Below are 16,896 nucleotides of genomic sequence, written 5' to 3' on the forward strand. Positions count from 1 at the left end.
GGGCCTAGTCCTCGCCCCGAGCCCAGGTCTCGAGCAGCCGCCTGGCGATGGCGTAGGGCGGCGGGGCGTGGATGGTCGGGTGGGTCTCGTCCAGAACGGCCCGCGCCTCGCTGCGGGTCAGCCAGGCGACGGCCTCCAACTCGGTCTGGTCGGGGGCGGCCTCGTCGGTCGTGACCTCGGCGATCAGGCCGATCATCAACTGGCCGGGGAAGGGCCAGGGCTGGCTGGAGTGGTAGGCGACGGCCGACACCGTCAGACCGGCCTCCTCCATCACCTCGCGGGCGCAGGCCTCCTCGATCGATTCGCCCGGCTCCATGAAGCCGGCCAGAGCCGACATCCGACCGACCGGCCAGGCGGCCTGACGGCCCAGCAGACACACGGGCTCGGCCCCGCCCTTATAGACCGGCAGCATGATGACGACGGGGTCGACGCGCGGGAAATGCTCCGTCCCGCACGCCGGGCAGACGCGCTTCCAGCCGCCCGAGGCCTGGTCCGACGCCTTGCCGCAGGCGGCGCAGAAGCCGTGGCGGCGCCGCCAGTCGAACAGGCTCTTGGCCGTGGCGGCGATGGCGGCGTCCGCCTCGGGCAGAACCACCGCCGCCTCGCGCATCTCGACGAAACGGCCCAGCCCCCCGGCCGGCCCGGTGGTCGGGTCGATGGAGCCCTCGAATTCGGCGGCGAAGACCGGCGCGCCCTTCCACAGCCCCAGGAAGACGTCGCGGTCGCGCGCCATGTCGCGCGCGTGGGCCAGCGACAGCCAGACCAGCCGCTCGGCCCCTTCATGGGTTTCGACCAAGGGGCGGCCCTCCCACAGGATCATGGCCAGGGCTTCGGGGTTGGCCTCCTGCTCGGCCAGCCAGGCGGCGTCGTTGCGAAGGTCGCCGGAGCGGTCGAGCGGATTGCCGGAAAAGGCGTTGCGATAGGGCATGGCGCTTCATAGCCCCGACAGCGCGCGCAGGGGAGGGCTTGATTCCCGCGCCGTCCGCCGTCATATCCCCTCTCGGAGATCGCGGGCGAAGGCTTCGCCAACCTGGTCAGGGCCGGAAGGCAGCAGCCACAACGAATTCCCCTTCGGGTCGCGGTCTCCACCTTATTTTTTAGGGCGCTATGTTCGCGCCGCGGGCGCTCACGGCTTGAGCGCTTTTTTTATGCGATATTTTAGTGCGCTATCGCTCGCGACGCGGTCACTCGCTGCTTGAGCGCGCCGTCCCCTACATCTCCACCGCACCCGCATCTCCGCCGTCATCCTCGGGCTTGACCCGAGGATCGAGTTAAACGGCGTGCTCTGTCTTGCCGATGCCCGCAGACAGATGGCCCGATCCTCGGGTCAAGCCCGAGGATGGCGAGGGAGGGGCGAACGGCGGCGTGGAAGGCCCGTCGCGCAAGCTTCACGGAACCGGGCCGCGCCTCATTCGCTGAAAGGGCTTCGATCCCCTCATCAGGAGCAGGCGAATGAGCATTCTCGGCAAGATTCTCGGCGGCGTCTTCAGGAAGAAGGAGGCCCCGGCGGCGACGCCCGCCGCCCCCGCGCCCGAAGCGGCGGCACCGACCCCGGCGCCCGCGCCCACCGCAGCCGCCGTCGCGCCCCAGCCCGCGGCCGAGGTCGATGTCGCCGGCATCCTCGACTTCATGAACGAGCAGCGCGCGCAGAAGCTGAACTGGCGAACCTCCATCGTCGACCTGATGAAGCTGATCGGCCTGGAATCCTCGCTGGCCGAGCGCAAGGAACTGGCCGACGAACTCGGCTACACCGGCGACAAGTCGGACAGCGCCAGCATGAATATCTGGTTGCACAAGCAGGTGATCCAGAAAATCCGCGACAACGGCGGCCAACTGCCCACCGATCTCTGAACCTCTCTGCGGCGCGAGGGGGTGCGCGACAGCGCCCCTTCGCGCTAAGACAGGGCCATGAGCGACGCCGATCACAGTCTCGATGGTCCTCCGTGGGAGGAAGACGCGCCCGAAGTCGAGGAGCGCGACCCCAACACCGACGATATGTTCGGCGCGCCCGCGCCCGTCGCTGCGGCCGAACCCGCGCCTGAACCGAAGGCCGAGGCAGCGCCCATTCCCGCGTCTAAGGCTTTCGAAGCGCCGCCTGCCGAGGGCGAGGCCTACACCGTCCTGGCCCGCAAATACCGGCCGCGCGCGTTCGAGGATCTGATCGGCCAGGAGGCGATGGTCCGCACCCTGACCAACGCCTTCGCCACCGGGCGGATCGCCCACGCCTTCATGCTGACCGGGGTGCGGGGCGTCGGCAAGACGACGACGGCGCGCCTGCTGGCCCGCGCGCTGAACAACGAAACCGAGACGATCGACAAGCCGTCCCTGGCCCTGAGCCCCACAGGGCGGCACGACGCCGCCATCATGGCGGGCCAGCACATGGACGTGATGGAGATGGACGCGGCGTCGCACACCGGCGTCAACGACATCCGCGACATCCTGGAAAGCGTCCGCTACGCGCCGGTCGAGGCCCGCTACAAGGTCTATGTGCTGGACGAGGTCCACATGCTGTCGACGCAGGCGTTCAACGCCCTGCTGAAGACGCTGGAGGAGCCGCCGCCCCACGCGAAGTTCATCTTCGCCACCACCGAGATCCGCAAGGTGCCGGTGACGATCCTGAGCCGCTGCCAGCGCTTCGACCTGCGCCGGGTCGAGCCGGAGATTCTGGTCGGCCATCTGGGCCGCGTCGCCGAGCGCGAAGGGATGAAGATCGAGCAGGAGGCCCTGGCGCTGATCTCGCGCGCGGCCGAAGGCTCGGTGCGCGACGGCCTGTCGCTGCTGGATCAGGCGCTGGTTCAGGCCGAGCGCGGCGCGGTGGTCGAGACGGCCACGGTGCGCGACATGCTGGGGCTGGCCGACCGCACCCAGACCATCGCCCTGTTCGAGCAGACGATGGCGGGCAAGACGGCCGAGGCGCTGACGACCTTCCGCACCCTCTATGGCTACGGCGCCGATCCGGTGCAGGTGGCCAACGACCTGCTGGAGCATTGCCACGCGGCCTCGGTGGCCAAGATGCTGGGGCCGAACGCCACCCGCCTGCCCGGCGATCAGGCGCAGAAGCTGGCGGCGCTCGGCGCGGCGATCTCGGCCGGAACCCTGTCGCGGACCTGGCAGATGCTGCTGAAGGCGCTGGACGAGGTGCGGCGCGCGCCCAATCCGGCCGATGCGGTGGAGATGGCCATCGTGCGACTGGCCTACGCCGCCGACCTGCCGGGACCGGAAGAGGCGCTGAAGGCGATCCAGTCGGGCGGCGTCCCCGGCGGCGGCGCGGGCGGCCCTCGCGGCGGCGGCTCAGGCGGGGGAGGCGGCGGCGCCTCGGCCATGCTCGCGGCGCGGCCGATGGCGGCGCCCGCCCTGCCGGACCCGCAGAGCTTCGAGGCCGTGGTCGCCCTGATCGGCGAGAAGCGCGAGATCACCCTGCAGATGGACGTGGAGCGCTACGTCCGCGTGGTAAGCTTCCGCCCCGGCGCCATCACCTATGAACCGGCCGAGGGCTCGCCCCACGATCTGGCGCGGCGTCTGGCCGGGCGGCTCAAGGAATGGACCGGCCGCACCTGGCTGATCGCCGCCAACGGACAGGGCGGCGGCGAGACCCTGATCGAGGTCGAGAAAAAGGCCCGCGCCGCCCGCCGCGCGGCGGTCGAGGCGGACCCCTTCGTGGTGTCGATTATGCAGGCCTTCCCCGGCGCCGAGATCAAGGAGATCGTCACCCTGGCCCCGTCCGTGGAGATGCCCGCCATCCCCGACGACGGCGAGACGGGCGACGACGACTGATCCCCTTTCCACGTCACCCTCGGGCTTGTCCCGAGGACCCATCGTCGGGCGTGCCGCCGACGTCTGAACGTTTGAGCACGGCGTCAATGCGGCCACGATCGCGGCTGGCTCCTCGGGACAAGCCCGAGGGTGACGGAGCGTATAGTCAGGCCAGCGCCCGCGCGGCCTCCAGGTCCGCCGGATTGTCCACCGACAGCGGCGCCTCGTCGATCACCGAGGCCCAGATCTGCAGACCCATCTCCAGGGCGCGCAGTTGCTCCAGCTTTTCGCGCTTCTCCAGCGGCGACGGCGGGGCGGCGCAGAAGCGGGCCAGGGCTTCGCGGCGGTAGCCGTAGATGCCGACGTGACGCCAGACCGGGCCCTCCCCGTACAGCGTCGAGCGGGTGAAGTAGAGGGCGCGGCCGCTGGTCCCGCCGTCCGCCAGGGCCAGCACCGCCTTGACCACATCGGGATTGGTCCGGTCCGAGACATCCGCCTCGGCCGCGACCAGGGTGGCGATGTCGCAGGCTGATTCGCGCGCCAGCAGTTCGGCGCAGGCCCTGGCCAGGTCCGGCGAGGCGAAGGGCATGTCGCCCTGGATGTTGATGACCACCTCATGGACGCCGTCGGGATCGACCGCCTGGGCGGCCGCCAGGATGCGGTCCGACCCGCTGGGCAGGTCGGGATCGGTCAGCACCGCCTCGCCGCCCGCCGCCTGCACCGCCGCGACGATCTCCGGGTCGCCCGCCGCCACGGCGACGCGGAAACCCGAGGCCATGGCCTGCTCCCAGGCGCGCACGATCATCGGCTTGCCGCCGATGTCCGCCAGGGGTTTTCCGGGCAGACGGGTCGCCGCCATGCGAGCGGGTATCATTATCAGCGGATTCATGGTCGCCCAGCGCCTTGAAAACGCCCGGAAACGTCCGGGCCGGTTGCGAAGGTCGCGCTAGCGTGTAAGAGACGCCCACGCAAGAATACGCCTGAACGCCGCTTCGCGGTCGGGGGGCTCATCTAGAGACGGGATGCGACGACGCGGAATGAGCGGCGATCTGAAGTGGAACAAGATTATGGGCGCGTGCCTGGGCACCGCCTTTGCGATCCTGGTGGTCCAGCAGGTTTCGGGCATGGTCTACCACACCAAGCAGCCCGAAAAGATGGGCTATTTCGTGGACGCGCCGGATGAAGCGGCCGCAGGCGCGGCCGAAGCCGTCCTGCCGATCGACTGGGGCACGGTCCTGCCGACCGCCGACCTGGCCGCCGGCGAGGCCGCCTTCGCGCGCTGCCAGGCCTGCCACACCGTCAACTCGGGCGGCGCCGACGGCATCGGCCCGAACCTGTTCGGCGTGGTCGGCGGCCCCGCCATGCACCGCGCGGGCTTCGCCTATTCGGACGCCATGGCCAAGCACAAGGCCGAGGCCCCGACCTGGAACTATGACGAGCTGGATCACTTCATCAACGCGCCGGGCCGCTATGTGCCGGGCACCAAGATGTCGTTCGCCGGCATCCGCGACGAGAAGACCCGCATCAACCTGATCGCCTGGCTGCGGTCGCAAGGCTCGGGCGGCTACGCTATTCCGGCGCCGGACCCCGCGCGCCAACCCGGCGCCGCCGCTCCGGCCGAAGGCGAGGCCCCCGCCGCTGAAGGCGCCGCCGCGACCGAAGCCGGTTCGGCTCCGGCTGACGCCCCGGCCGTCGACGCGCCTGCGACCCAGGCGACGAACCCGGCGCCCGACGCCTGAGGGCCGACGGACAGGACAGACGACGGAAAGGCGGCTCTCGGGCCGCCTTTCTTCGTTTCAGGGATCAGGTTGAGGGCTCAGACCCGGCGGAAGAGCGCGGAGGCGAAGCCGTCGGCGGCCAGGCGGGCCTCGACCTCGGCCAGGGTTTCGACCACCACGCCGCCGCGCGCGCCCGTCGCGTGGATGATGCGCTCGGCGTCCAGCATCAGGGCCGAATGGCCGGTCCAGTCGCCTTCGGCCGACGACAGCCAGATCACCAGGTCGCCGCGCTGCGCGTCCTCTCGCGACACGGCGCGGCCGAGACCGGCCTGATCGGCGGCGCGGCGCGGGCCGGGCCGGCCGCAGGCCAGCAGAGCCTGTTGCACCAGGCCCGAGCAGTCCGTCTCCAGCGAGGAGCGGGCGCCCAGGGCGTGCGGGCGGCCCAGCAGGCGCTCGGCCACGGCGACCAGGTCGCGCTCGAAGGCGCCGATGGATTGCAGGTCGCTGTCGGCCAGGCCCTGAGCATCGTCGCCGACCAGGGCGTTCAGCGGCAGGGCGGCGGAGACGGAGGCGACGCGGCGCGTCGCCAGGGACGCGCCGGACGCCAGGGCCTCCAGCGAGACCCAGCCGACCACGCCGTCGCGTCGGGCGCGGCCCCAGGCGCGGTCCTGACTGCGTTCCAAAATATCGAAGGCCTCGCCGAACAGCAGCTGGTCGATGCGCTGACCGTCGTCCGCGACGATGTCGGCGACCGGCAGACGGCAGTGGGCGGGGTCGGTCCGGCGATAGGCCTCGGCCCGCATCAGGCCTTCCAGCGCCTGTTCGGCCAGCACCACGCGGTCCCCGTCCCGAAGGATCAGGGGCGCGCCAGGCGGCAGCAGGGCCAGGACATCGGTCAAGCGGCGGTCTCTCGACGGCTCGGATAATTCGAGCCGCCTACCCTAGGCGCCGATCCCGAAGGGGGCGTTAACAGCCTTGGCTATTTGGAAAATTTCTCGCTGAGGTAGCGGAAGCAGGCGCGGATGGCCTGGGCTTCGCCGCCTTCGGGCCAGCCGGGACGGGCGCGAGGATTCCAGGCGAAGACGTCCATGTGCGCCCAACTGCCGGTCGTCGGCGCGAACTTCTGCAGGAAAAGGGCCGCCGTCACCGATCCGGCCTGGGCCCAGGCGGCGGAATCGTTGCGGACGTCGGCGATCTCGCTGTCCAACGAGGCGCGATAGCCCGCCCACAGCGGCATCCGCCACAGGGGGTCGCCCACGGCCCGACCGGCGTTCAGCACGCCCTCGGCCAGGGCGTCGTCGTCGGTGTAGAGCGGCGGGAGCTCCGGCCCCAGCGCGATGCGGGCGGCGCCGGTCAGGGTGGCGAAGTCCAGCGTCAGGTCCGGCTCATGCTCTCCCGCCCGCGTCAGGACGTCGGCCAGGATCAGCCGCCCTTCGGCGTCGGTGTTGCCGATCTCTATGGTCAGACCCTTGCGGCTGTTCAGGATGTCGCCCGGCCGGAAGGCGTCGGCCGAGACCGCGTTCTCGACCGCCGCGACCAGCACCACCAGCCGCACCGGCAGACCGGCCTGCATGATCAGGCGGCCCAGCGCCAGCGCATGGGCGGCGCCGCCCATGTCCTTCTTCATGTTGCGCATCCCGGCGGCGCCCTTGAGGTCCAGGCCGCCGGTGTCGAACACCACCCCCTTGCCGACCAGAGCCACCAGCGGCCAGTCCGCCTTGTCCAGATTCCAGCCGATCTCCAGCACCCGCGGCGCGCGGTGCGGGGCGGCGGCGCGGCCGACGGCGTGGACGGCCGGATAGTTCTCCTCCAGCAGGGCGTCGCCGGTGGTGACGGTCAGGCTCGCTCCCGCGCCTTCGGCGATCTCGCGCGCGATGGTCTCGAGCTGCAGCGGCCCCATGTCGGCGGCGGGGGTGTCGACCATCTCGCGGGTCAGGGCGCAGGCGGCGGCGATGTTCAGCGTCGCCGTCAGGTCGAGGCCGTCCGGCGCCACGAGACGCGCGCGGCCGCGCTCCGGCCGGGTCTTGTAGCGGTCGAACAGATAGCCCCCCAGCGCAAAGGCCAGAGCCGCCGAATGCGCCGCCTCGCCCTCGACGCCCTCCAGCCGCCAATCGCCCGCAGGCAGCCTCGTCGGCAGGCCGCGGGCCGTCATGGGGTCGAAGGCCTCGCCCGCGCCGAACAGGGCCTGCTCCGGCGCGCCGTCGGCGCCCGGGACCACCAGCAGCTGGCCCGCCTTGCCGGTGAAGCCGTTGGCCTCGGCCCAAGCGGCGATCCGCCCGCCCAGCGCCGCGCCCGCCTTGACGATGCGGACCGGGCGCGCGGTCTCAGAAGCGGCGATCAGCAGTTCGGACTGAGGGGACATGAGGGCGACCTTTCCGACGCTTAACGCCGATTAACCAAACCTTGACCCGTCGGCGCGACCCTAGGGCAGAACCGCCACGGACCCCTTCCATGTCGCGCAACGCCGCCCTCACCGCAACCGTCAGCCTGACGCTTCTGGCCCTCGCCGTCCCGGCCCTGAGCCAGACTGCGCCCACAGCGCGGGCGCCTGCCGACGCCGCCACACGCGCGGGCTATGACCGCGCCGACGCCCTCAGCCGCTCGGTCTTCTGGACCCAGGAGCAGCAGATCAATCCGATGGACCCGGTCGCCGGGGTCAAGCTGGCCCAGGCCCTGCGCGAACTGGGCCAGTATGATCAGGCGGCCGAGACGGCGCAGGGCGTGCTGGTCGTCCAGCCCGCCAACGTCGAGGCCATGCTGGAGGTCGGGCGCGCCCATATCGCGCGCGGGCAGGCCTTCTACGGCATCGCCGCGCTGGAACAGGCCAAGGCGGCGGCGCCGCGCGACTGGCGCCCCCTGTCGCTGCTGGGCGTGGCCTATCAGCAGGTGCGCCGCTCCGACGACGCCAAGGCGGTCTGGAACGAGGCCCTGCGCCTGTCGCCCGACAACGCCGACGTCCTGACCAACGCCGCCATCGCCCGCATCGGCGAAGGCGACGCGCCGTCCGCCGAGATCCTGCTGCGTCGCGCGGCGACCCAGCCGGGCGCCGGGCTGCAGGTGCGCCAGAACCTGGCCCTGGCGCTGGGCCTGCAGGGCAAGACCGCCGAGGCCGAGGCCATCCTGCGCCGCGACCTGCCGCCCGAGGCCGCGGACCAGAACCTGCGCTGGCTGGCCGCGCGGATGCAGCCGGGGCAGAGCCCGGCGGTCGTCGAGGCGTCGCCGACCGCGCGGACGTGGTCGTCGCTGCAGGGCGGATAGAACGCGACTTTCTCCCTCCCCTTCATGGGGAGGGTGGCTGAGCCCGTAGGGCGAAGTCGGGTGGGGGCGGCGAGGCTATTCAAGCGCCGCGTCCATGACCCAGCCCTCCCCACCCGGTCGCTGCGCGACCACCCTCCCCATGAAGGGGAGGGAGAAGCCTTGCGTCTCTTCACCTTCAGCCCGCGAAGGCCTATCTTCATCCCGTGATCGACGACCTATACAGCGCGCGCATTCTGTCGCTGGCGGCCAATCTGCCGCACAGCGGGCGTCTGCCTGCGCCCGAAGGCTCGGCCGAGCGGGTGGCCAAGCTGTGCGGGTCGAAGGCGATCGTCGATGTGACGCTGGACGCCGACGATCGCGTCGGCGACTTCGCCCAGACGGTCAAGGCCTGCGCCCTAGGCCAGGCGGCGGCGGGCGTGGTCGGGGAGAACATCCTCGGCGCCTCGGTTCAGGAGATCGAGGCCGCGCGCGACGCCCTGTCCGCCATGCTGAAATCCGGCGGCGACGGCCCTGAGGGCCGCTTCGAAGGCCTGCGCGTGCTGAAGCAGGTCGCCGACTATCCCGCCCGCCACGCCTCGACCATGGTGGCGCTGGAAGCGACGCTGGACGCCGTGAAGCAGGCGCTGGAAAAACACCACAGCGATACGCGAACTCGTCTCGCCGGCGCGGCCTGAACGGCGCGTCAGTTGATCCCCCTGCTTTGAAGAGGGATAAGCGCGACGAACCCGAAACAGAGCCCCCGGCGAAGGGACCCCGGTCTCTCTAATGTCTCTCTACGAACGCAGCGTCCGCGCGGCCCATCGGGGCTATAAGCTGACGCTGTCCCCCCTGATCGGCCAGCAGTGCCGGTTCATGCCGACCTGTTCGGATTACGGGCGCGACGCCCTGATCCGGCACGGTCCGGTGCGGGGGGGATGGCTCACCGTGCGGCGCCTCTGTAAATGCCATCCCTTCGGCGGTTCGGGCTATGATCCCGTCCCGCCCGCCAAGACCGAAAAAGAACGACCGTCATGATCGAACTGAAATTCCCCGACGGCGCCGTGCGTCAGTATCCGGCCGGCTCGACGGGCCGCGACGTGGCCGCCGCCATCTCGCCCTCGCTGGCCAAGAAGGCGGCCCTGGTCGTCTGGAACGGCGAGCAGCGCGACCTGGACCGCGTCATCGACGGGAACGGCGACTTCCGCCTGCTGATGCGCGACGACCCCGAGGCGCTGGAGACCATCCGCCACGACGCCGCCCACGTGCTGGCCCAGGCGGTGCAGGAGCTGTTCCCCGGCACCCAGGTCACGATCGGCCCGGCCATCGAAGACGGCTTCTATTACGACTTCGCCCGCGACGAGCCCTTCTCGACCGACGACTTCCCGAAGATCGAGAAGAAGATGGCCGAGATCATCGACCGGGGCGCCCCGCTGGAGCGTCAGGTCTGGAACCGCGACGAGGCCATCGCCCACTTCGAAAAGATCGGCGAGGAATATAAGGCCGAACTGATCCGCGACCTGCCCGAGACGGAAACGATCACCGTCTACAAGCAGGGCGAATGGGCCGACCTGTGCCGGGGGCCGCACTTCCCGACGACGAAGTTCGTGGGCAAGGCCTTCAAGCTGACCAAGCTGGCGGGCGCCTACTGGCGCGGCGATTCCAACCGCGCCCAGCTTCAGCGCATCTACGGCACGGCCTGGGCGACCAAGGAGGATCTGGACGCCTATCTGCTGCGCATCGAGGAGGCCGAGAAGCGCGACCATCGCAAGCTGGGCCGCGCCATGGAGCTCTTCCACATGCAGGAAGAGGGCCGGGGCATGGTCTTCTGGCACCCCAAGGGCTGGGTGCTGTGGCGCGTGCTGGAGGCCTATATGCGCCGCCGTCTGGACGCCGCGGGCTATGTCGAGGTCAAGACGCCGCAGGTGCTGGACCGCAAGTTCTGGGAGGCCTCGGGCCACTGGGACAAGTACCGCGCCAATATGTTCGTCTGCGAGACGGTCGAGGGCGAGACGCTCAGCCTCAAGCCGATGAACTGCCCCGGCCACGTGCAGATCTTCGATCAGGGCCAGCGCTCCTATCGCGAACTGCCGCTGCGCATGGCCGAGTTCGGCGCCTGTCACCGCTATGAGCCGTCGGGCTCGCTGCACGGCCTGATGCGTGTGCGCGGCTTTACGCAGGACGACGCCCACATCTTCTGCCGCGAGGACCAGATCGTCGAGGAGACGGCCGAGTTCATCAAGCTGGCCTATTCGGTCCACGCCGACCTGGGCATGGAGACCAAATACATCAGCCTGGGCACCCGCCCCGAGCTGCGCGCCGGCACCGAGGAATTCTGGGACAAGGCCGAGGCCCAGATGCTGGAAGCCGCCCGCGCCGCCGGAACCGAGCCGGTCGTCACCGAGGGCGACGGCGCCTTCTACGCGCCCAAGCTGGACTTCATCGTCAAGGACGCCATCGGCCGCGAATGGACCTGCGGCACGATCCAGCTGGACTATGTGCTGCCGGAACGTCTGGATGCGACCTACATCGCCGAGGACGGCCAGAAGCACCGCCCGGTCATGCTGCACCGCGCGATCCTGGGCTCGTTCGAGCGCTTCATCGGCATCATGATCGAGAACTACGCCGGGGCCTTCCCGCTGTGGCTGGCGCCGACGCAGGCCGTGGTGGCGACCATCACCTCGGACGCCGACGGTTACGCCGAGGAAGTTCTGGCCAAGTTCCGGGCGGCGGGTCTGCGCACCGAGATCGACCTGCGCAACGAGAAGATCAACTACAAGATCCGCGAACACTCGGTCGCCAAGGTGCCCGCCATCGCCGTCGTCGGCCGCAAGGAGGCCGAAGAAGGCAAGGTCGCCATCCGCCGCTTCGGCTCCCAGGCCCAGACCATCGTCACGGTCGAGGAAGCCATCGCCATGCTGACCGACGAGGCGCTGGCGCCGGATCTGAAGCGCATCCGCGACGGCGTCGCCTGATATGACGGCAGGGGGAAGGCCTCGCGTCTTCTCCCCTCGCCCGTCTCGGGCCATAAGCCTGTCATGCCCACCACCCTCTACATCGACGCCGACGCCTGCCCCGTGAAGGAAGAGGTCTATCGCGTGGCGCGCCGCTGCGGCCTGAAGGTCTTCGTGGTGTCCAACGCCTGGATCAACACGCCGCGCGAACCGCTGATCGAACAGGTGGTCGTCGACGCCGGGCCGGACGCAGCCGACGACTGGATCGCCGAGCGCGCCACGCGCGGCGACATCGTCATCACCGCCGACATTCCGCTGGCCGACCGGGTGCTGAAATCGGGCGCGCAGGCGCTGAAATCCAACGGTCAGCCGTTCACGGCAGACTCTATCGGGTCAGCCCTGGCCGGGCGGATGATCGGCGAGCACCTGCGCTCCATGGGCGTGCCGACCAGCGGGCCGCCGCCCTTTTCCGCGGCCGACCGCTCGCGCTTCCTGCAGGCGCTGGACGCCGCCGTCGTGCGGGCCCGCCGGGAGGCGTCATGAGCCGCATTCCCGAAGATGAGCTGGAGTTCCGCTTCTTCCGCGCCGGAGGACCGGGCGGCCAGAACGTCAACAAGGTCTCGACCGCCGTGCAGATGCGGTTCGACGTCAAGAACTCGCCCAGCCTGACCGAGCCGGTGAAGTCGCGGCTGATGAAGCTGGCGGGCAGCCGCCTGACGCTGGACGGGGTGATCGTCATCAGCGCCGTGCGCTTCCGCACGCAGGAGCGCAACAAGGCGGACGCCATCGAGCGGCTGGAGGCCATGGTGGCCGAGGCCTCGATCAAGCCCGTCTATCGCGTGCCGACCCGGCCGACGCGCGCGTCGAAGGAGCGTCGACTGCAGGCCAAGTCCAGCCGCGCCTCGATCAAGAGCGGACGCGGCAAGCCGTCGCTGGATTAGCCTTCCACACCCTCCGTCATCCTCGGGCTTGACCCGAGGATCAGAGGCGGCGTCGCGCTCCTGTTTTCCGAGGTCGGGCGTGCGGATGACTGGATCCTCGGTTCAAGCCCGAGGATGACGGCGAAGGGACGGGGAGGACGGCTGTGCGCAGAGCGCCCTCAGTCCTGGGCCGGGCGGAACAGCAGGGCCGCGATCTGGTCCTGGTCGTCGAAGGCGATGACCCAGTCGGTGGCCTGCTTCTCGAACACCACGCGGAACATGTCGGCGCCGCTCTGCTGGCCGCGATGCTCGATCGTCTTCAGCGGGCCGAACTGCTGGATCAGGGGCGCCACCGCGCCGGACTGGGCGCGAATCTGCTCGGCCATGTCCGTGCTGAACACCGAATAGTCGATCTGATTGGCCTGGAAGGCGGCGATGACCCGGCGCAGGGCCTCTTCCGAGCGGGCGATGTCCGGCGCCTGGGCGGCGGGACCGGCGACCGGCGGCGAGGCGGGCGCCGTCGAAGCGGCGGGCGCATCCCCCTCGAAGGCGTCGGGCAGGGTCGCCGCAGCCGCGCCCTGGGCCGGCGCCCGGCTCGGAGCCGTGGTCTGGGCCAGCGCCGGGGCGGCCAGCAGGAGGGCGCCCGACAGGACGGCGGCGAAGGAAGTGGTCTTCATGAAACGCAGGCTCCGAAGAAACGTCAGGCGACGATCATCGGCCAAAGCGTCAGCACCAAGGCGGCCGCCGACGCGCAGACTGCGACGGTGACGGCGGCGACCACCCAGGGCCGCGTTCCGGCCTTCTCGATCACCAACGTCTGAGACGGCGGCGGGTTCTGCACCAGACGCGACAGGGCCTTGAGAGCGGCCATCGCCTCCTCCACCGTCTCCTTGATCTGGGCCTGCGGTCCCAGTTCGCGCTTGATCCAGCGCTCGACCACCGGCTTGGCAGCCTCCCACAGATCATGATCCGGGTTCAGGCGGCGCGCCACCCCCTCGACCGAGACCATGGTCTTCTGCAGCAGCACCAGTTCAGGGCGCATATGCATGTCGAACAGGGCGGTGATCTCGAACAGCTGGCCCAGCAGACGGCCCATCGACACCTGGCTGGCCTGACGGCCGATCACCGGCTCGCCGACCGCGCGCAGGGCCTGGGCGAAGGTGTCGACCGAATGGTGCGGCGGCACGTATCCGGCCTCGAAATGGACCCGGCTGATGCGGTCGTAGTCGCGGCTGATGAAGCCCCACAGGATTTCGGCCAGGTAGCGGCGCTCGGCCGGGCCCAGCCGCCCGACGATGCCGAAGTCGATGGCCGTCAGTTGCGCGGGGGCGTCGGCGAACAGATTGCCCTCGTGCAGGTCGGCGTGGAAGACGCCGTGGTCCAGCGCCTGCACCAGAAAGGCGCGCACCACCTTGTCGGCCAGGGCGTCCTTGTCGAGACCGGGCAGGTCGACCAGGGCCGGGTCCGTCATCGGCAGGCCGGGCGCCCATTCCAGTGTCAGAACCCGCTTGCCCACCCCGTCCCAGATGACGGCGGGGGCCGACATATAGCCGTCCTTGGCCATGACCTCGGCCAGTTCGGAGGCGGCCGCCGCCTCCAGCCGCATGTCCAGCTCAAGCTGCAGCGACTGGGCGATGATCTCGACGAAGGCGCGCGGCTCCAGCCGACGGGCGGGTTCGACGAAACGGTCGACCAGCTTGGCCCCCAGACGCATGGCGTCCAGCCCCTGGGCCACGCGGCGCTCGACGCCGGGGCGCAGCACCTTGACCGCCACCTTGCGCCCGTCGGCCAGCCAGGCGGGGTGCGCCTGGGCCAGCGATGCAGCGCCCATCGGTTCGGTCAGATCGATGAACAGGCTCTCGGCCGGGCGGCCCAGCGAGCGTTCGATCTCGCGCTTGGCCTCTTCCAGCGGGAAAGGCGGCAGCTTGTCCTTCAGACGCCCCAGATCCTGCGCGAACTGCAGGCCGAAGATGTCGGCGCGGGTGGCCAGCACCTGGCCCAGCTTGATGGCGACGGGGCCGAGATGCTCGAAGGCCTCGCCGACGCGCTGGCCGGGCCGTCCGGCGCGGTGTTTGCGGCTGGCGAACAGCTGGATCAGACGGGCGAAGGGGCGGCCCCAGGCGGGCAGGAGGGGGTTGGCCTCGCGCGGGATCAGGGCGTCGTGGCGCGCCAGCACCCAGCCCCAGCGCACCATGCGAAAGGCCGCGCCGACCGGATGGCGCACCGGCTGGGCCTTGGGCGTCGGCGGCGGGGCGTTGAAGGTCAGCCGGCTCAGATCGCCCACCCGTGGTGGATGGCGGCGATGCCGCCCGACAGATTGGTGACGCTGACGCGGCTGAAGCCCGCCTCCTCGATCATCCGCTTGAAGGTCTGCTGATCGGGGAAGCGGCGGATGCTCTCGACCAGATACTGATAGGAATCGCGGTCCTTGGCGACCAGCTGACCGATGCGCGGGATGGCGTGGAAGGACCAGGCGTCATAGGCCTTCCTCAACGCGCCGGTGGTGGGGCGCGAGAACTCCAGGCAGATGAAGCGGCCGCCCGGCTTCAGCGCGCGGCGCGCCTCGCGCAGGGCCTGCGGAATGTCGGCCACGTTGCGGATGCCGAAGCTGATCGAATAGGCGTCCAGGCAAGCGTCCGGCAGCGGCAGGTTCATGGCGTCGCCGACGCCCCAGGCCATCTCGGGCTCGCCGCCCTTGGCCACGCCGTTCAGGATCATCTCGGCGTTGTAGTCCATGACGAGGACCGTGGCGTCCTCGCCGCCGCGCCGATCCTGCGCCGCGCGGGCCATCCTGGAATAGCGGCGCGCCATGTCGCCGGTGCCCCCGGCCATGTCCAGCACCACTTCGCCCGGCCGGACGTTCAGCTTGGCCGCCGTGGCGTCCTTCCAGATCCGGTGCACGCCCGCGCTCATCAGGTCGTTCATCAGGTCGTAGTTGGAGGCGACGGAGTTGAACACGCCGCGCACCATCTGCACCTTTTCCTTCGCGTCCACGTCGCGGAAGCCGAAGGAGGAGGTCTTGCCGGAAGCGTCGGGGGAGGGATCGGCCTGGGTCATGGATGGGGGTGTAACGCCTCCCGTCGCCGCCGTCATCCGGGGAAGCGTCGCATCTGACGCAGGCTGGCGGCTTGTCGCGCCTCAGGGCGCACGATACGCCTGACGAAAGCATAAGGAGACGCTCATGACCGCCGCCCTCGACGTGACCGAAGTTCTGGCGGGCCTGCCCGACTGGCGCCGCGCCGACGATCCGCGCCCGGCCATCGCGCGCACCCTGCGCTTCGCCGATTTCAACGCCGCCTTCGGCTTCATGACCCGCGTCGCTCTGCTGGCCGACAAGGTCGACCATCATCCGGAGTGGTCGAACGTCTACAACCGCGTCGAGGTGCTGCTGACCACCCATGACGCCGACGGGGTGACCGAGCGCGACGTGGCGATGGCACGCTTCATCGACGCGGCGGTCAAGGGTCTGGTCGAGTGACGGGCGGGCGCGTCGCGGGCAAGGCGGCCCTGATCACCGGCGCCGCCGGGGGGCTGGGCCAGGCCATGGCCCGGATGCTGGTCCGCGAGGGCGCCAGGGTCGCGCTCAGCGATCTGGACCTGAACGGCGTCCGCGCCCTGGCCGAGGCGATCAACGCCGACCACCCCGGCACGGCCTTCGCCTATGAGCACGACGTCACGCGCGAGGACGACTGGGTCCGCGTCGTCGGCGCGGCGGTCGAGGATATGGGCGGCCTCAGCATCCTGGTGAACAACGCCGGAATCGGCGGCCAGCTTTTGTGGGCCGAGCAGGACACGCTGGAGAACTGGCGCAAGGTTCAGGCGATCAATCTGGAATCCGTCATGCTGGGCTGCAAGCACGCCATGGCGCCGCTCAGGGCCTCGGGCGCGGGGTCGATCGTCAACATCTCATCCATCGCGGGACTGGCGGCGGCGCCGGGCATGGGCGCCTACAACGCCACCAAGGCGGCGGTCTGGCTCTACACCAAGACGGTGGCGCTGGAGGCGGCCAAGGCGGGCTGGAACGTGCGTGCCAACTCGGTGCACCCGGTCTTCATCAAGACGCCGATCCTCGATCCCTTCGTCGCCATGGCGGGCGGGGACGAGGCGAGCGCGCACGAGAAACTGGCGCGCGGCATTCCGCTGAAGCGCATCGGCGAGCCGGACGATGTGGCCTATTGCGTGCTGTATCTGGCGTCGGACGAGTCGAAGTTCGTGACCGGCGCCGAGTTCAAGATCGACGGCGGGCTGACGGCGCAGTAGCGCGCGCGCTTATATACCCCGTCAGCAGCGTCCAGAAGAACAGCAGCCAGCCCCACC

The 16,896-nt window shown here is 70.2% G+C and carries 18 protein-coding genes and 1 other RNA gene; 12 read left to right on the forward strand and 7 right to left on the reverse strand.

Annotation, left to right across the window (positions count from 1 at the left end; genetic code table 11):
* Window positions 1-4 precede the first annotated feature (4 nt).
* Window positions 5-928: an NAD(+) diphosphatase gene (nudC, locus tag ACWGL1_RS02735; protein WP_452111107.1), complete on the reverse strand. Its 924-nt coding sequence runs from the start codon at window positions 926-928 to the stop codon at window positions 5-7.
* Between the two features lie 71 nt (window positions 929-999).
* Here nudC and ffs point away from each other — a divergent pair.
* From ffs to ACWGL1_RS02750, 3 genes are all read left to right on the forward strand, one after another.
* Window positions 1,000-1,093, forward strand: an RNA gene (ffs, locus tag ACWGL1_RS02740) — signal recognition particle sRNA small type.
* Window positions 1,094-1,452: 359 nt separating this feature from the next.
* Window positions 1,453-1,851, forward strand: coding sequence for a DUF3597 domain-containing protein (locus ACWGL1_RS02745; RefSeq protein WP_088410556.1), 399 nt, complete (start codon window positions 1,453-1,455; stop codon window positions 1,849-1,851).
* 57 nt (window positions 1,852-1,908) lie between these two features.
* Complete coding sequence (locus tag ACWGL1_RS02750) at window positions 1,909-3,774, forward strand: DNA polymerase III subunit gamma/tau (protein WP_452111108.1); 1,866 nt, start codon at window positions 1,909-1,911, stop codon at window positions 3,772-3,774.
* A 145-nt stretch (window positions 3,775-3,919) separates the two neighbouring features.
* On the opposite strand, the gene ACWGL1_RS02755 is transcribed toward ACWGL1_RS02750, so the two are convergent.
* Entirely contained in the window at window positions 3,920-4,642 is a 723-nt protein-coding gene (locus ACWGL1_RS02755; protein ID WP_452111109.1) for a 3-deoxy-manno-octulosonate cytidylyltransferase, read from the reverse strand.
* A gap of 148 nt (window positions 4,643-4,790) precedes the next feature.
* Here ACWGL1_RS02755 and ACWGL1_RS02760 point away from each other — a divergent pair, with 148 nt between their 5' ends.
* Window positions 4,791-5,492 (forward strand): c-type cytochrome, encoded by a 702-nt coding sequence (locus ACWGL1_RS02760; protein WP_452111110.1) that lies wholly within the window; start codon window positions 4,791-4,793, stop codon window positions 5,490-5,492.
* 77 nt (window positions 5,493-5,569) lie between these two features.
* On the opposite strand, the gene ACWGL1_RS02765 is transcribed toward ACWGL1_RS02760, so the two are convergent.
* Both ACWGL1_RS02765 and ACWGL1_RS02770 read right to left on the reverse strand, forming a co-directional pair.
* Complete coding sequence (locus ACWGL1_RS02765) at window positions 5,570-6,370, reverse strand: C40 family peptidase (RefSeq protein ID WP_452111111.1); 801 nt, start codon at window positions 6,368-6,370, stop codon at window positions 5,570-5,572.
* 80 nt (window positions 6,371-6,450) lie between these two features.
* The gene (locus ACWGL1_RS02770) at window positions 6,451-7,833 is read right to left on the reverse strand and encodes a leucyl aminopeptidase family protein (protein ID WP_452111112.1); all 1,383 of its coding nucleotides are present in this window, start codon (window positions 7,831-7,833) and stop codon (window positions 6,451-6,453) included.
* 89 nt (window positions 7,834-7,922) lie between these two features.
* Here ACWGL1_RS02770 and ACWGL1_RS02775 point away from each other — a divergent pair, with 89 nt between their 5' ends.
* The 6 genes from ACWGL1_RS02775 to arfB all read left to right on the forward strand — a co-directional run bounded on the left by ACWGL1_RS02775 (window position 7,923) and on the right by arfB (window position 12,600).
* Window positions 7,923-8,729 carry a tetratricopeptide repeat protein gene (locus ACWGL1_RS02775; protein WP_452111113.1) on the forward strand — a complete coding sequence of 269 codons (807 nt, stop codon included), beginning with the start codon at window positions 7,923-7,925 and terminating at the stop codon, window positions 8,727-8,729.
* Window positions 8,730-8,932: 203 nt separating this feature from the next.
* Window positions 8,933-9,403, forward strand: a complete 471-nt coding sequence (locus tag ACWGL1_RS02780; protein WP_452111114.1) for an iron-sulfur cluster assembly scaffold protein — start codon at window positions 8,933-8,935, stop codon at window positions 9,401-9,403.
* 91 nt (window positions 9,404-9,494) lie between these two features.
* The gene (gene yidD / locus ACWGL1_RS02785) at window positions 9,495-9,743 is read left to right on the forward strand and encodes a membrane protein insertion efficiency factor YidD (RefSeq protein WP_024355105.1); all 249 of its coding nucleotides are present in this window, start codon (window positions 9,495-9,497) and stop codon (window positions 9,741-9,743) included.
* On the forward strand, window positions 9,740-11,680 hold the full coding sequence (thrS, locus tag ACWGL1_RS02790; RefSeq protein ID WP_452111115.1) for a threonine--tRNA ligase: 1,941 nt from the start codon (window positions 9,740-9,742) through the stop codon (window positions 11,678-11,680). The genes yidD and thrS overlap by 4 nt, the downstream gene beginning before the upstream one ends.
* Window positions 11,681-11,743: 63 nt before the next feature.
* Complete coding sequence (locus tag ACWGL1_RS02795; RefSeq protein ID WP_452111116.1) at window positions 11,744-12,202, forward strand: YaiI/YqxD family protein; 459 nt, start codon at window positions 11,744-11,746, stop codon at window positions 12,200-12,202.
* Entirely contained in the window at window positions 12,199-12,600 is a 402-nt protein-coding gene (gene arfB, locus ACWGL1_RS02800; RefSeq protein ID WP_452111117.1) for an alternative ribosome rescue aminoacyl-tRNA hydrolase ArfB, read from the forward strand. Before ACWGL1_RS02795 ends, arfB begins: the two co-directional genes overlap by 4 nt.
* A gap of 158 nt (window positions 12,601-12,758) precedes the next feature.
* Here arfB and ACWGL1_RS02805 read toward each other — a convergent pair whose 3' ends face one another.
* Genes ACWGL1_RS02805 through ACWGL1_RS02815 form a run of 3 tightly spaced genes read right to left on the reverse strand, consistent with a single transcriptional unit; the run spans window position 12,759 to window position 15,636 of the window.
* A complete protein-coding gene (locus ACWGL1_RS02805) occupies window positions 12,759-13,256 on the reverse strand; it encodes a hypothetical protein (protein ID WP_452111118.1) in 498 nt (165 codons plus the stop codon).
* 23 nt (window positions 13,257-13,279) lie between these two features.
* On the reverse strand, window positions 13,280-14,863 hold the full coding sequence (gene ubiB, locus ACWGL1_RS02810) for a 2-polyprenylphenol 6-hydroxylase (RefSeq protein ID WP_452111119.1): 1,584 nt from the start codon (window positions 14,861-14,863) through the stop codon (window positions 13,280-13,282).
* Window positions 14,851-15,636, reverse strand: a complete 786-nt coding sequence (locus ACWGL1_RS02815; protein ID WP_452111120.1) for a class I SAM-dependent methyltransferase — start codon at window positions 15,634-15,636, stop codon at window positions 14,851-14,853. Before ACWGL1_RS02815 ends, ubiB begins: the two co-directional genes overlap by 13 nt.
* A gap of 124 nt (window positions 15,637-15,760) precedes the next feature.
* Between ACWGL1_RS02815 and ACWGL1_RS02820 the strand changes: the two genes are divergently transcribed.
* Both ACWGL1_RS02820 and ACWGL1_RS02825 read left to right on the forward strand, forming a co-directional pair.
* Window positions 15,761-16,057 (forward strand): 4a-hydroxytetrahydrobiopterin dehydratase, encoded by a 297-nt coding sequence (locus ACWGL1_RS02820; RefSeq protein WP_040346303.1) that lies wholly within the window; start codon window positions 15,761-15,763, stop codon window positions 16,055-16,057.
* Window positions 16,054-16,839, forward strand: coding sequence for an SDR family oxidoreductase (locus tag ACWGL1_RS02825; protein WP_338577125.1), 786 nt, complete (start codon window positions 16,054-16,056; stop codon window positions 16,837-16,839). Before ACWGL1_RS02820 ends, ACWGL1_RS02825 begins: the two co-directional genes overlap by 4 nt.
* Window positions 16,840-16,896: the final 57 nt, after the last annotated feature.

It is taken from the genome of Brevundimonas sp. NPDC055812 (assembly GCF_053616535.1).

Coding starts and splice junctions, on each gene's coding strand:
- nudC (WP_452111107.1), bottom strand. CDS start 928: ATGCCCTATCGCAACGCCTTTTCCGGCAATCCGCTCGACCGCTCCGGC.
- ACWGL1_RS02745 (WP_088410556.1), top strand. CDS start 1,453: ATGAGCATTCTCGGCAAGATTCTCGGCGGCGTCTTCAGGAAGAAGGAG.
- ACWGL1_RS02750 (WP_452111108.1), top strand. CDS start 1,909: ATGAGCGACGCCGATCACAGTCTCGATGGTCCTCCGTGGGAGGAAGAC.
- ACWGL1_RS02755 (WP_452111109.1), bottom strand. CDS start 4,642: ATGAATCCGCTGATAATGATACCCGCTCGCATGGCGGCGACCCGTCTG.
- ACWGL1_RS02760 (WP_452111110.1), top strand. CDS start 4,791: ATGAGCGGCGATCTGAAGTGGAACAAGATTATGGGCGCGTGCCTGGGC.
- ACWGL1_RS02770 (WP_452111112.1), bottom strand. CDS start 7,833: ATGTCCCCTCAGTCCGAACTGCTGATCGCCGCTTCTGAGACCGCGCGC.
- ACWGL1_RS02775 (WP_452111113.1), top strand. CDS start 7,923: ATGTCGCGCAACGCCGCCCTCACCGCAACCGTCAGCCTGACGCTTCTG.
- yidD (WP_024355105.1), top strand. CDS start 9,495: ATGTCTCTCTACGAACGCAGCGTCCGCGCGGCCCATCGGGGCTATAAG.
- thrS (WP_452111115.1), top strand. CDS start 9,740: ATGATCGAACTGAAATTCCCCGACGGCGCCGTGCGTCAGTATCCGGCC.
- ACWGL1_RS02795 (WP_452111116.1), top strand. CDS start 11,744: ATGCCCACCACCCTCTACATCGACGCCGACGCCTGCCCCGTGAAGGAA.
- arfB (WP_452111117.1), top strand. CDS start 12,199: ATGAGCCGCATTCCCGAAGATGAGCTGGAGTTCCGCTTCTTCCGCGCC.
- ACWGL1_RS02805 (WP_452111118.1), bottom strand. CDS start 13,256: ATGAAGACCACTTCCTTCGCCGCCGTCCTGTCGGGCGCCCTCCTGCTG.
- ACWGL1_RS02815 (WP_452111120.1), bottom strand. CDS start 15,636: ATGACCCAGGCCGATCCCTCCCCCGACGCTTCCGGCAAGACCTCCTCC.
- ACWGL1_RS02820 (WP_040346303.1), top strand. CDS start 15,761: ATGACCGCCGCCCTCGACGTGACCGAAGTTCTGGCGGGCCTGCCCGAC.